Annotated in this window: 9 protein-coding genes; 6 read left to right on the forward strand and 3 right to left on the reverse strand. The window is 40.6% G+C overall.

Annotated elements, in window-relative coordinates; genetic code table 11:
- Positions 1-291: 291 nt before the first annotated feature.
- The gene (radC, locus tag NSQ91_RS00990; protein ID WP_340916133.1) at positions 292-900 is read right to left on the reverse strand and encodes a RadC family protein; all 609 of its coding nucleotides are present in this window, start codon (positions 898-900) and stop codon (positions 292-294) included.
- Between the two features lie 293 nt (positions 901-1193).
- Positions 1194-1412: a hypothetical protein gene (locus NSQ91_RS00995; RefSeq protein ID WP_340916135.1), complete on the reverse strand. Its 219-nt coding sequence runs from the start codon at positions 1410-1412 to the stop codon at positions 1194-1196.
- A gap of 1059 nt (positions 1413-2471) precedes the next feature.
- Here NSQ91_RS00995 and NSQ91_RS01000 point away from each other — a divergent pair.
- From NSQ91_RS01000 to NSQ91_RS01025, 6 genes are all read left to right on the forward strand, one after another.
- Positions 2472-5726, forward strand: coding sequence for a helicase-related protein (locus NSQ91_RS01000; RefSeq protein WP_340916138.1), 3255 nt, complete (start codon positions 2472-2474; stop codon positions 5724-5726).
- Positions 5723-6379: a DUF4391 domain-containing protein gene (locus NSQ91_RS01005; RefSeq protein ID WP_340916140.1), complete on the forward strand. Its 657-nt coding sequence runs from the start codon at positions 5723-5725 to the stop codon at positions 6377-6379. The genes NSQ91_RS01000 and NSQ91_RS01005 overlap by 4 nt, the downstream gene beginning before the upstream one ends.
- A gap of 23 nt (positions 6380-6402) precedes the next feature.
- Positions 6403-8388, forward strand: a complete 1986-nt coding sequence (locus NSQ91_RS01010; protein WP_340916142.1) for a site-specific DNA-methyltransferase — start codon at positions 6403-6405, stop codon at positions 8386-8388.
- 15 nt (positions 8389-8403) lie between these two features.
- Positions 8404-11457 carry a type III restriction-modification system endonuclease gene (locus NSQ91_RS01015; RefSeq protein ID WP_340916144.1) on the forward strand — a complete coding sequence of 1018 codons (3054 nt, stop codon included), beginning with the start codon at positions 8404-8406 and terminating at the stop codon, positions 11455-11457.
- 128 nt (positions 11458-11585) lie between these two features.
- On the forward strand, positions 11586-13415 hold the full coding sequence (locus tag NSQ91_RS01020) for a DEAD/DEAH box helicase (protein ID WP_340916146.1): 1830 nt from the start codon (positions 11586-11588) through the stop codon (positions 13413-13415).
- Between the two features lie 32 nt (positions 13416-13447).
- Positions 13448-13780, forward strand: a complete 333-nt coding sequence (locus NSQ91_RS01025) for a hypothetical protein (protein ID WP_340916148.1) — start codon at positions 13448-13450, stop codon at positions 13778-13780.
- 57 nt (positions 13781-13837) lie between these two features.
- Here NSQ91_RS01025 and NSQ91_RS01030 read toward each other — a convergent pair whose 3' ends face one another.
- Entirely contained in the window at positions 13838-14023 is a 186-nt protein-coding gene (locus tag NSQ91_RS01030) for a hypothetical protein (protein WP_340916149.1), read from the reverse strand.
- Positions 14024-14554: the final 531 nt, after the last annotated feature.

A 14554-nucleotide genomic window follows, 5' to 3' on the forward strand; every position in this document is an offset into this window, starting at 1 on the left:
GTGAGAGGCTTATTGTTCGGTAATGTTTAATTTATCAGTTATAGGGGCAAAAGCTTCTTATGGTTCAAACTGGTGATTCAAAGAGCAAGTTTTAGTCAAAGAAAAAGTAGCCACTGGCATCACTTATGGATGCTGTAGAGTAGGGACTGAACATAACAGCCCTTTATACGAAGTGGCCGCCATGATAGGCTGATGCCTTGGCGATGCTGGTTTATGGCATCGCCTTATCGCCGTTTATCATGGCGGCAGAGGCTCCGTGTCAAGGGCGGCTCGAACGTAACAGTGAAAGAGCTACATCAGGCCACGCTCTTTTAGTGAGCAATAGTTTTCATTAGCCATAATTAGATGATCCAAAAGCTGCACTCCCATAATCTCTCCTGCATTCACCAGACGTTCGGTGAGAGCTATATCCTCCCGTGAAGGAGTTGGGTCACCTGAAGGATGGTTGTGAACGGCTATGATCGCAGCAGAGCTCCTTTTAACAGCAGCTTTGTAGACCTGCATTGGGGATACTATGCAACTATCGAGTGATCCAATAGCAATAGTCTCTTTGCCTATGACTCTGTTCTTTGTATTCAGAAACAGCACTACAAAGTGCTCACGTTGCAAGTAGGCGAGCTCCGGCATCATGAGGTCTGCTGCATCCTTAGGAGAGCGTATGGTGTATACCTGTTGAGTTGGTGCATTCAGAGCACGGGCCAATTGTAGAGCAGATAGGATTTGACGGGATTTAGCCTTTCCTATTCCTCTTATAGTTAGCAGTTCATGCTCAGTAACATCAAAGAGCTCAGATAACGTCGAGTAACGATTGAATAGTTCTCCCATTACATAACCCTCCGAGTTTTCACAGAGCGTATTAGCCAGTAGGACTTTCAGAGTGTTCATTTGATATGATTGCATGTCGATTGACCTCCATAAAATTGAAATGCAAACAGAAGAGACCGTAGTGGCCTCTCCTGCTTGTGGGCGATCTATATTTTTGGTAAGCTGATGATAAGTTGAATTACTTGGTGTGCTCCTTATGCGAGCCACCTTTTTTTGTTTGGTTGTTTTTTATTTATGCAGGACAGATTTATCGAGCAATTGCATGTACTTACGGCCTTCAGGAGAATCAAGAAAATGTGTACTCTGTGTACAGATTTTATCTGATGATGATTGAAGCATGGACGTTCTCCTTTCACATTTATGAAAGATCACACTTTGTTAAGCTTTTGAAGATGTCTCTGCAACTGCGGAGCGAAGTGCTTTTCAAAGTAACGCCGCATGTAGTAAGCTGCATGTTCATCATCCAGTTTCCAACATCGAATAAAGTACGTGTATAGCACAGTGCCAGCCATGCGTATGTGGCCATTCATGACTAGCTGCTGCATTAACACGGTTACGTCTTCTGGAAGACCTTGTTTTTTGATCATCGCTATCACCTCCTCTCATGGACGGACCCTCGCCGTTTTTGGCGAATGTGATTTGACCATGACTAACTGCTGTAGTGGTATAGCAAACTGTATAGTTTGATAAACCATCTTCAACCCGTAGTTCACCTCCTTTCATGTAGGTTAGCTTCTTCATGCTACTCTTAGACTCGTAACCTTTCTCCCAAAAATGGGAGAAAGCTATCAAGCAGAACACCAGAAGAGGTTTTTACCATTTTTGGTATAAAGCCTAGACACTCTCCTCTTCGGTTGCCCCGAACTCTAAAGTCACATAATTCACCTTTCTCTTATCCACTGCAAACAGAACAACACAAATGGCCTGCATCAATCAGTGAATGAACACAGATTTCAAATGACACCCCCCGGGCAGTAATTCTTCATAGACCCTTCTTTATAATTAACCTGGAGGGGTCAGCAAATATTTAGTATTTTTGATTTCGTAATAGGTATTTTTATTTAGGAATATTTAGAAAAAACAGCTCAAAAAAAGCCGTTTCTCCAAAACGGAAAAACGATAGTTTGTGAGTATCAAATAATATATTTTTTTCAAAAAGAAAGATATTACAGGGGTTAAAGAATAGACATGCTGTTACTGATATGTAAATGCTAGGCGAATGTATGCATTTAAACTGAAGTAGTAGGTAATATAAGTGTTTTGATTAAATAAATAAAATATGGAGTTTTATTGATGTGGTGAAATGATAGAGTAGGTGTTTAAGCTGATTGAAATCTGAACGCAGGGTGAGTATAGAGTCTAATGATGCCCCGAAGGGGAATTACCTTTATATGATGAGGTAACAAGAAATTGGAGATTGTGAATTTGAATATTTCTCGAATGCTCCCTTCCTAATCTACACTCAACTGAGTTATTGGTTTTAAGCATTATTTAGAAACCCTGAGTTGGAAGATGACAGAATATAAGCGCAGTGAGATTACTTATGAATGATAAATTAGGCTCATAGTCCTAGATATACAGGAATCACAGATGACAATGTCGAACTAAGAATGAATGTAGCCGTTGCAAAGACAAGAGGTGAGAACATGGAAGTCATCAACAATACTGACAAGCTCCTTGGAGACGATCTCAAATACTCCATTAAAAAGGGATCAAAGCTGTCTATTGCAGCATCATGCTTTTCAATATATGCCTATGAGGCATTATTGAAAGAGTTGAACCAAGTAGACGAAGTTCGGTTTATTTTCACATCGCCTGCGTTTGTTGCTGATAGCTTTAAAAAGGAAAAACGTGAGTTCTACATACCCAAACGAAGTCGGGAAAAAAGTTTATATGGCACAGAGTTTGAAATACGGCTAAGGAATGAAATGACATTGAAATCCATTGCCAAAGAGTGTGGTGATTGGATTCGGAAGAAAGTTACATTCAAATCAAACCGTACTTCGGGTACCATGCAGGGGATGGTAAATCTACAGGCTGCAGATGAATCAATGACCTATATGCCGTTATATGGCTTTACCACGGTTGACCTGGGTTATGAGAAAGGTAACGCTCTTTCAAAGATGGTCAATAAGGTAAATGAGGCTCCATTTACAAAAATGTACTTTGAATTGTTCGATCAGCTTTGGAACGACAAGAGCAAGCTTGAAGACGTTACAGATCAGGTAGCAGAGCATATTTCATCTGTGTATAGAGAGAACTCTCCTGAGTTTATTTATTATGTCATTCTATATAATATCTTTAATGAATTTTTGTCAGACATTACAGAAGATATACTGCCAAATGAAGCAACCGGATTCAAGGAAACAGAAATTTGGAAACGTCTATACCACTTCCAGAAAGATGCTGTGCTTGGTGCGATCAATAAACTAGAAAAATACAATGGATGCATTCTTGCAGACAGCGTAGGTTTAGGTAAAACATTCTCTGCTCTTGGGATCATCAAATACTATGAACTTCGTAACAAATCGGTCTTATTACTGTGTCCGAAGAAGCTTGCCGATAACTGGCTCACATATAAACAGAACGTGACCAATAATATTTTGTACGCTGACCGATTAAGATACGATGTACTTTATCATACGGACATTTCCCGCGAGAGAGGCAAATCTAATGACATTCCACTAGAAAGGCTGAACTGGGGCAACTATGATCTGCTCGTGATCGACGAATCACACAATTTCCGCAATAACGAAGCGAAGAAAGACAAGGAGACAAGGTATCAGAAGCTGATGCGGAAAGTACTGAAGAGTGGCGTCAAGACTAAAGTATTGATGTTGTCGGCAACTCCGGTGAACAATAAATTCATGGATCTCCGTAATCAGCTCGCTTTGGCATACGAGGGAAATCCTGAAGAAATCAATAATAAACTGGGCACTGAGAGAGGCATCAATGACATCTTTAAGCGGGCCCAATCGGCCTTTAACCAATGGTCGAAGCTGGATGCAACCGAACGGACGACAGAGACGCTGCTTGGTATGTTGGATTTCGACTTCTTCGAGCTGTTGGACAGTCTGACCATCGCTCGTTCTCGCAAGCACATTCAGAAGTATTACAAATCGGAAGAAATCGGTGAATTCCCTAAGCGGTTAACACCTATATCCAAGTTCTGTGATCTGACAGACAGAACGGATGTTATTGGGTATAATGATATCTTTATGGAATTGTCCAAAATTAATCTCAGCATCTATGCTCCGTTCAAGTATATTCAACCAAGTCGCATGCGAAAGTATGAAGTACTGTACGATACAAGTGTTAAAGGTGGAAGTGGGAGCTTCAAGCAGTTGGATCGGGAAGGTAGCTTGCAGATTCTGATGAGGATCAACTTACTTAAACGGCTAGAGAGCTCGGTAGAATCGTTTCGGTTGACGCTGTCCAAGATTATTTCCAAGCTGGGTCAGACACTGGAGAGAATTGAGGCTTATGAGCAAAGTGGAAAATCAGATCCAGTTGGATACACTGAAATAGAAGATGCTAGTCTGGATGATGACGACTGGCTTGATGATGACTATTCCATCGGAGATACGATTAAGATTAATCTTTCCGATATGGACGTGCTTCGATGGAAAGAAGACTTGTCGAACGACTACAATATTCTGTCTAACCTTCACGAAGAAATGCAGAAAATAACGCCTGAACATGACGAAAAATTAAATGTTTTGAAACAAGTCATCGATAAAAAAATCAGTGAGCCAATCAATTCAGGTAATCGGAAGGTTATCATATTTAGTGCATTCACCGATACAGTGGCATACTTGTACACCCATTTATCCGAATACATGAAAATAAAATACAACATCGATACCGCTAAAATTGTTGGTAGCGATGAGAATAAGAATACCACTGGTTTGCGAAATGACATCAGTACATTGCTTACTTGCTTTTCGCCGCGATCTAAGGAAAAGAAACTGACAATGCCAGATGTAAAAGGCGAAATCGATTTGCTTATTGCGTCCGATTGTATTTCAGAGGGGCAGAATTTACAGGATTGCGACTTTCTCGTCAATTATGATATCCACTGGAATCCGGTACGGATTATCCAACGGTTTGGACGAATTGATCGGATAGGCTCCCAAAATAAATCCATTCAGTTGGTGAACTTTTGGCCTAACATGACACTAGATGAATACATTCAACTAAAAGAACGGGTCGAGAATCGCATGGTGATTATGGATATGACAGCAACCGGCGATGATAATGTTCTGTTCAATCAGTCCAGCGATCTAGAATACCGAAAGGAGCAGCTTAATCGTTTGCAGAACGAAGTTGTTGATCTCGATGACATGAATACGGGAGTATCCATAACGGACTTAGGGCTTAATGATTTCCGTATGGATTTGGTAAACTACGTCAAAGAGAATGGTGAACTTGATACCGTGCCAAGCGGACTGCATACTGTTGTTTCTGTTGATGAAGAAAAAGGTGTTAAACCTGGCGTCATATTCGTTCTTCGCAATGTGAATGAAGAGTTGAACCCGGACAAGCAGAACCGTTTGCATCCCTTCTATCTGGTCTACATGAGTGATGATGATGAAGTCATAATTAATCATATGGATGTCAAGAAGACACTCGATGTCCTGCGTGCTCTATGTAGAGGACAAGCAGATCCCGTTCTAGATGCTTGCCGCAGCTTCAATCAAGCGACCAAAGACGGTAGGAGGATGGATGCCTACTCCATGCTGCTGGAGGAAGCGATTCGCTCCATTGTTCAGGTGAAGGAAGAAGGCGATCTGGATAGCTTGTTCAGCTCAGGAGGCACAACAGCATTAATCGATTCGGTCAAAGGGCTTGAGGATTTTGAACTCATTACTTTTGTTGTCATACGGCAGGTGAATGCATGATGTTACGACTGCCATCAAGCACACTTGTGAATCGCAAAATACCGAAGAACAAATTTTATGAGAAACTCCATGCGAATCAGCATCTGAAGGAACTGTTTACCGATCAAGTCGAATCGATCATCTGGAAGCACAAACTATCCAAAGAAACGATCCGTTTGGAACCGAAAGATGACATTGAGGAAGTGCAGGTGTTCGAGGTTCATTTGAAGGAGCGAACCTACTCACTTGATCTATTGCGGAGCATCGACAAGGCGATCCCTTACCCCATTTTGCATGTCCTTATTTACGAAGATCAGGTAAAGCTCGCTATCGCCTACAAGGAACGGAATCAGACCGACGATAATCGATCCGTTGTACGTTCCTATCACGAGTCGGAATGGCAAACTGTAGAAGATTTGAAGCTGAACATCGTTCAAGGACTTGATCTAAAGGCGGTCTACGAGAACATCATCCGTCAACTGCTGGCGATCAACTCGAAGCCGGAAATGGAGCTTCAAGCCGTTCTAGAGCGACAAGCCAGCATAGATAAGCTGACGTTTGAATGTCAGCGGCTGGAATCCAAGATTCGCGGCGAAAAGCAGTTTAATCGTAAGGTTGAATTGAATATGGAACTGCAACATAAACGTAAAGAACTGAATCAACTTCTCGACTAAGTAACTGGAGGTCTACTGGTAAAATGAACAAACTGACAATGAAATCTGCTGATATGACTCAGGTCAATATAGATAAGATTGCCGAACTGTTTCCTAACGTAATCACCGAGGCAAGGGATGAACAAGGAAAAGTGAAACGGACGGTTGATTTTGATCTGTTGAGGCAGGAACTGTCCGACTATCTTGTTGAAGGGGAAAAAGAGCGGTATCAATTGACGTGGCCTGGCAAAAAAGAAGCCATACTTCAAGCTAATAGTTCTATTGACAAAACATTAAGGCCAGCAAAAGAGGATAGTGATGATTGGGAAAATACACGAAACTTGTATATCGAGGGTGATAACCTCGAGGTGTTGAAGTTGTTGCAAGAATCGTATTTAAACAAAATAAAAATCATTTATATTGATCCTCCATACAATACTGGTAAAGATTTTATATATAAAGATAATTTTAATGAAACTTGTGATGAATATTTAGAAGAATCAGGTCAAATTGATGAAGATGGAAATCGGCTTTTCCAAAATACTGACTCAAATGGTCGCTTTCACAGTGACTGGTTAACAATGATGTATTCCCGAATTAAAATTGCAAGAAATCTGTTAAGGGAAGACGGAGTGTTATTTGTCAGTATTGGTAATGAGGAAGTGGATAACTTAAGAAAAATATGCGATGAAATAATGGGGTCTGATAATTTTGTTGAGTCCATTGTTTGGAATAAGCGAATACCGAAGAATGACAAAGGTATTGGGAGCATTCATGAGTATATTCTCATCTATGTAAAATCGAATAGTTATAATTATAAATTTACGATGACCAAGGATGGGTTGGACGAGATAAATGAATTGCTAAAATCCCTCAAAAAAAATAATACCCCCATCAAAGAAGCTGAAAAAGAACTTAGAAAATTATATGAAAAAAAGGGTTATGACCGGGGAATAACTTTATATAATTCACTTGATAAAAACTATAAACTTTGGGGAAAGATTAATCTTAGTTGGCCCAATGGCAATACCTTTGGTCCAAGATACGATGTCTTACACCCTGTTACTGGAAAGCCAACAAAAGTACCAGATAGAGGTTGGAGATGGAAAAAGAGCACCTTCGACGATTACCTTAACTATGATAACTTAATTAAGTTAGAAAATGGAAGTTATATGTGTGGTCAAATATGGTTTGCTGAAGATGAAAACACTCAACCTAGTCTAATTAAATATCTAGAAGATGTAGATACGTTGTTGTTACGTTCGGTCCTTAGTTATAAAAGCGATGGCGGTATGGAAGTAGAAGGGATTTTTGAGGGTAAAAGCTTTTTCGCATATCCCAAACCGACTTCGATTATAAATCTTATCATTAAATCAGTTGAGACTAAACCAGGGGATATAGTACTAGATTTTTTCTCTGGTTCATCAACTACAGCTCATGCAGTTATGAATTCAAACGCTGAAGATAAAAAAGAGCGTAAGTATATTATGGTGCAACTCCCTGAAGAGACAACTGTTGATTCAGAAGCTTACAAAGCAGGATACAAAAATATTTGTGAAATCGGCAAAGAACGTATCCGCCGTGCTGCTAAGAAAATAAAAGAAGAAACAGGAGAAGACATCGATTATGGCTTCCGTGTATACCGGGTAGACTCCAGCAACATGAAGGATGTTTACTACACGCCGGACAAGCTGGGTCAATTAAATCTGGATGATGTGGCATCGAATATCAAAGAAGACCGCACTGGAGAAGACTTGCTCACCCAAGTGATGTTGGAATGCGGACTGGAGCTTTCATTGCCTATGGAGTCCATAGATATCGAAGGCAAAACAGTCCATTATGTCGCAGGAAACTCCTTGATTGCTTGCTTCGATGACGAGTTATCAGAGTCGGTTATTAAGAAGATTGCAGAGGATCAACCTCTTCGCGTTGTATTCCGCGATAGTTCTTTCCAAGATGATTGTGCTCGTATCAATGTCGAAGAACTGTTCAAGCTACTCTCCCCAAGCACTGAAATACAAGTGTTGTAAGGAGGATGAACAGCGATGAAAATTAAATTTAAACATCAGCAGTTCCAATTGGATGCTGTGAAGAGCATTGTTGACGTATTTCAAGGACAACCCAACGAATCTTCTCGTTTTACGCTTGATAAAGGTCGGCGACAGAAGAGTGTGGAGATAGGCGATCTTTTTCAACAAACAACAGGCAATGAGTCCGAATATGGATTCAAAAACAATCCTATTAAGTTGATTGATCAGGAAGTCTTGCATAACATCCAATCGACACAACGTAATAACGGGTTAAAATTATCCGAACGACTTGAAGGCAAATTCAATTTGACGGTCGAAATGGAAACTGGTACGGGTAAGACATACACCTATATCCGTACCATGTTCGAGTTGTATAAGAAGTACGGTTGGAGCAAATTCATTATCGTGGTGCCTTCTATCGCTATTCGCGAAGGGGTACTTAAGACATTCCAGATTACCGAAGATCACTTCATGGCGGAGTATGGGTCAAAGGCTCGGTATTTCGTTTACAACTCGAAGCAGTTGCATCACATCGAGAAGTTTGCTAGTGATGCTGGTATTAACGTCATGATTATTAATTCTCAGGCGTTTAATGCGAGGGGGAAGGATGCAAGAAGAATATCAATGGAACTGGATGACTTTAACTCCCGGCGTCCAATTGATGTTATTGCGAGCACCAATCCGATTCTGATCATCGACGAGCCTCAATCTGTAGAAGGCCAGAAAACAAAAGAGGCTTTGAAGGATTTCAAACCGTTGTTCACGCTGCGATATTCGGCAACTCATCGGGAAGATTATAACAAAGTATATCGTCTTGATGCTTTGGATGCGTACAACATGAAGGTGGTCAAGAAGATTAGCGTTAAAGGCATTTCGGTCAAAGGTACAAGCGGGAAGAACAGTTACGTATACCTCGAAGGCATTGATGTTAGTAACAAGCATGCTCCTGTAGCACGACTTGAATATGAAAAACGTACCAAGACCGGATTAACCAAAGTATCAAGGAAGATTAAAACGGGCGATAGACTGTACGATTTATCCGACAATTTAGAGCAGTATAAGGGCTACCAAGTATCCGAAATTAACGGACAGAATAACAGCATCAGCTTCACCAATGGTGTTTCCTTGTACGCTGGAGACGTGCAGGGCGATGTCAGTGAACTTCATTTCCGTCGAATCCAGATTCGGGAGACGCTGAAATCTCACTTCGAGAAGGAGCGGGTATTGTTCCATCAGGGGATTAAAGTGTTATCGCTCTTTTTCATCGACGAAGTTGCCAAGTATCGGAAGTATGATAAAGACGGCAATGAACAGAACGGTGATTATGCAGATATTTTTGAAGAAGAATATTTGGAACTCCTGAATGAACAATTGTCACTGATTGCGGATGATCCTTATATTCAATATTTGAATGCAATCCAAGTGAAGGATACGCATAAGGGATACTTCTCGATTGATAAAAAGAGTAGTCGGTTTATAGACTCTAAAGTATCAGCCAGAGAAACCGATTCTGATGATGTAGATGCGTACGACCTGATCATGCGGGACAAGGAACGTCTTCTCAGTTTCAAGGAACCGACACGGTTTATTTTCTCTCACTCGGCGTTGAAAGAAGGCTGGGACAACCCGAACGTATTCCAGATTTGTACGCTCAAGCATAGCGACTCTACGATCAAGAAACGTCAAGAGGTTGGTCGTGGACTGCGACTATGCGTGAATCAGTATGGTGAACGGATCGACTCCAGTATTCCGGGTATTGACGTTCATGAGATCAATGCACTGACTGTTGTAGCCAGTGAATCCTATGAGCAGTTTGCCAAGCAGCTTCAAAGTGAAATTGCTGCTACGTTGTCGGATCGACCACGAAAGGCGGATAATGGCTTCTTCTTGGAAAAAGTTCTTGTGAATGATCGCGGTGAACAATTGAAGATTGACGATAGACTCGCGACCAAGTTGCAAAATGCATTCATTCGTAACGGCTATACCGATGATGATTACAACTTGACGGACACCTATTTTAATGCCGTAGAAGAACAGTCCGTCAAACTGCCCGATGAACTGAATGGGTATCAGGAGCAGCTTATCGAACTTGTTAAATCGATCTACGTTGAAGGCAAAGCGGATATGACGAACGACGATCGGAAAAATACGATTCCATCCAATACAGTGAACAGCAATTTTCACAAGAAAGAGTTCAAGGAATTATGGAACCGGATCAATAAGAAATCGGTATATACGGTTCAGTTTGGCTCAGAAGAGTTGGTACGGAAGTGTGTCATGGCGATTGATATGAGCTTGGACGTTCCCTCCATACGTTATTCCATCAAGCACGGGGAAATGAACGAGATCGAATCCCGTGATCAACTGAAGCAAGGTGGAGCGTTCATACAGCGGGAGACGCAGACAGAATATGTTCACGGATCTGCGACATCAAAGATTAAATACGACTTGATCGGTAAGATGATGGATGAAACGAAGCTAACAAGAAAAACAATCGTTGCTATCTTGAAAGGCATCACACAGGCTAAATTTATGCTGTTTCAGAAGAATCCTGAAGAATTTATACTCCGTGCATCCAGATTGATTAATGAGCAGAAAGCGACGACTATCATAGAATCCATCACTTATGATGTGATCAATGATAGATTCGATACTGAAGTGTTCACGAAGAACACGCTGAAGGGACAGCTTGGTCAAAATGCGATAGCAGTAGAGAAGCACATCTACGACTATGTGGTGACCGATTCCAAGATCGAGCGAGCTTTTGCGAAAGAGCTGGATACGAGCAAGGAAGTAAGCGTATATGCGAAGCTGCCAAGGGGTTTCTACATCCCGACTCCAGTCGGCGACTACAACCCGGACTGGGCGATTGTATTCAAAGAAGGTGACGTGAAGCACATCTACTTTATTGCCGAGACGAAAGGTTCTTTGGACTCAATGGAGTTGCGTGAAGTCGAGAAGGCGAAGATTGAATGTGCGCGGAGGCATTTTGCTAAGTTAAATTCGGATCAATTGAAGTATGATGTTGTTAACAGCTATGAGAAGTTAATGGAGATTGTAAAAGGGTAATAACTAGTACAAAGCCGGGGGTCATTCATTAGATCTTCGGCTTTTAATTGTACATAGTACTCTTGGTTGGCAGGAATTTTAGGAATAATGTGGAAATATATAATAATACAAACTACCGGGGGGTTTATATGTACTTCGAATCTACATTTGCTCACATTGAGGGAAATCCCAATCTAAGAGAGCCACAAGTGCAAGGATATTTGAGAGTGAAAGAATATTTTGAATCTCCTGTTGATCATAAACCAGCATTAGTCACTTTACCGACAGGGGTTGGTAAAACGGGTTTAATGGCTATTCTACCTTATGGCATAGCCAAGCAGAGGGTGCTAATTGTTACTCCGAATCGGACAATTCGCAATACGGTTACCGATAGTCTTGATCCAAGATATGAGCATAACTTTTGGTGGAATCGTAAAGTCATTAATATTCCAACGAATTTACCTGAAGTCATTGAATATGAAGGTGATCCTAGAACGCTGGAACAAGCTAAAATAGTGATTACCAATATTCATCGACTCCAGTCCCACAATGCAAGTTCATTATTGCAGAAGGTACCGCGGGATTTTTTCGACATGATTATTATCGACGAAGCTCATCATTCTCCAGCAGCATCATGGGTAGAGATGGAAGAATACTTCAACTCGGCAAAAATTGTAAAAATAACAGGCACCCCTTTTAGATCGGATAAGAAGGAAATCTATGCTGAGGATATTTATTCATATCCGCTAAGTCGAGCAATGATAAAAGGCTATGTGAAGCAACTTGTTAAAAAGGAATACATTCCAGATCAGTTGACTTTCAAGGTACAAGGATTTGATGAAGATGTAACCTTGGAAGAAGTATTGAAATTAAAAGACAGTGACTGGGTGGAAAGAACGGTAGCATACTCATCACAGTGCAGTGAAGCTGTAGTACAAAGAAGTCTTCAAATCATGACTGAGAAAAGGGAGGCAACAGGAGTTCCTCATAAAATCATTGCTGTTGCTTGTTCCATTGTACATGCTAGGGAGATTAAGCAGTTATATGAAGCAGCTGGATGTCCTGCATCAATTATACACAGCGACATGGAACCCTCTGAGCAGGATCGCGAAAGAGTAGACTTTCACAATGATCGAACTCATGTAATTGTAAACGTTGGTATGCTTGGTGAAGGATACGACCATCCTTACATCTCTATTGCATCTATATTCCGACCGTTTAAGAGCTTATCGGCATACGCACAATTTGCAGGGAGAGCATTACGCTCAATTCCAGATGCAAAAGACCCTGCAATAGATAACGTTGCTCATCTTGTATATCACAATGCACTCGGCCTAGAGGAATTGTGGGAATACTACAGTAAAGAACAACAAAAGGCTGAGATCATCGACAGGTTAGAAAGATTATTTGAAGAGAATGAAGGCGGAGGATCTTCTGACGGTAATGGCGGCTCAGAGTTTGATATTGGGGAAGCTAGACAATCGGAAACCTTCAGAGAAGAATTGAAGACATTTGTTAGTGATGGAACCATATTGGAGGCGTATGAAGAGGCAATTAGACAGAGTAGAAATAAGACTGAAGAAGCATTAGATGCATTAAGGTCTAAGGGGATTCCTATTACTGACGAGATGATTAAACTGATCGAGGGGTCTACGTTTGAAGATATTACGAAATCGAAAAGACCTGACCTTGAATTGAAAGAGCGTCGGCAAGAATTAAAAACATACATTGAAAATGGAATCGCGGAAATATTAACTACAAAGGGTTTAAATCCTAAAGAGAGGGCAGAAGAAATAGCTACAAAGTTGGGGTACTATCGTGATACACAATCGGCATTAGACGGCCTATGCGTCAAAATAATTAACGAACAGTTGTTAAGAGCGATTGGGTATTCAAGAAAACAATGGTCTATTGCTGACTTCAAGCAAGCAAGACCACTGGCTGAAAAATATGTGGCATATTTAGCAGAAAGACTTTAGAATGAGTTTATTAAACGAAAGGAGGGTAACAATTGCTTAGTGTACAGGAATTAAAAGCGAAGTTAGCACATGTTCTTGCCAATAAGGGAGTTCCTCCTTTTGTGTTGGCAAACAATATCAGTGAAGCGAATTACGATGAGATTTCCTTTTACAAGCGAGATCAAATGATTATTGTTGATATGTACTGCAAAGATGACGAAACTGGCGAACCGCTACAATTCAGATATATATATAATAAGGATGAGGTATTGCTAAAATCAGAGATGATTATAGCAGGACGCCCAAGTGAAATGTGGGATAGAGAAGCAGAGATAGCTAATTTGACCAAGCAAATTAAGCAAGCTGAAGCTGTGGTTAAGTTATAAGCAAAGGGGCCAAGGAGATGATTCTGGCCCCTTTTTTAATGTAATGGTTAGGCTTTACTACTTATTCAGATAGTTTTCAACAGCTGCATATGTTTGAGAATCAACCTCATAAGGTCTATCCTCAACCTCGATAATATACCTTGAAACTTCACCAGTAACGACATCGGTATCAGTGCTTAGAATTGTTTCTCTAGCAACAATATCAACTACGTTACCAGATCTGTCTGTGAATGTTGTAGCCATAGATTTTCACCCCCTAATTACATAATTATACCAACTAGCACTTTCATTAATCAAACAAGTATTAGTTTATCATACTTATCGTTACGTTGAACCGTATAATAAATAACGGTTTGGCTAACGGAGAACTATGGTGAAGTCACCGCTTTTATGAGGCGATTATTATGTGCCCGAAAATGAACAATGAAAAGACAAAAGAGCCATTCTATAATTGGTTGCTCATCAGGATCATCATACAATGTTGATGGTTCTACAATGATACCTTCAACTTCATTAATTGAGGAGGTATATTAACGTATAACCATAGAATAAATGAAATAGTATGGAGATTGTATATTAGGATAAAATGGTTCGATGTCGATAGTCTGCTATTGAGTTTGTACATACCAACATGAACGGCTCGGCTCCATAAGAGGAACCCGCTGAGATAGCGGTTTTTTTGCTGTTTAGTGATTGAATTGTAGACCGAATGCAGACAAGGAATTATGGGGAACTAAAAGTATTTATTCTTGTAGACATGTTGTCTACATCTAA

It is taken from the genome of Paenibacillus sp. FSL R7-0048 (genome assembly GCF_038004505.1).
Classification (GTDB): domain Bacteria; phylum Bacillota; class Bacilli; order Paenibacillales; family Paenibacillaceae; genus Paenibacillus_AQ; species Paenibacillus_AQ odorifer.

Coding starts and splice junctions, on each gene's coding strand:
- radC (WP_340916133.1), bottom strand. CDS start 900: ATGCAATCATATCAAATGAACACTCTGAAAGTCCTACTGGCTAATACG.
- NSQ91_RS00995 (WP_340916135.1), bottom strand. CDS start 1,412: ATGATCAAAAAACAAGGTCTTCCAGAAGACGTAACCGTGTTAATGCAG.
- NSQ91_RS01000 (WP_340916138.1), top strand. CDS start 2,472: ATGGAAGTCATCAACAATACTGACAAGCTCCTTGGAGACGATCTCAAA.
- NSQ91_RS01005 (WP_340916140.1), top strand. CDS start 5,723: ATGATGTTACGACTGCCATCAAGCACACTTGTGAATCGCAAAATACCG.
- NSQ91_RS01010 (WP_340916142.1), top strand. CDS start 6,403: ATGAACAAACTGACAATGAAATCTGCTGATATGACTCAGGTCAATATA.
- NSQ91_RS01015 (WP_340916144.1), top strand. CDS start 8,404: ATGAAAATTAAATTTAAACATCAGCAGTTCCAATTGGATGCTGTGAAG.
- NSQ91_RS01020 (WP_340916146.1), top strand. CDS start 11,586: ATGTACTTCGAATCTACATTTGCTCACATTGAGGGAAATCCCAATCTA.
- NSQ91_RS01030 (WP_340916149.1), bottom strand. CDS start 14,023: ATGGCTACAACATTCACAGACAGATCTGGTAACGTAGTTGATATTGTT.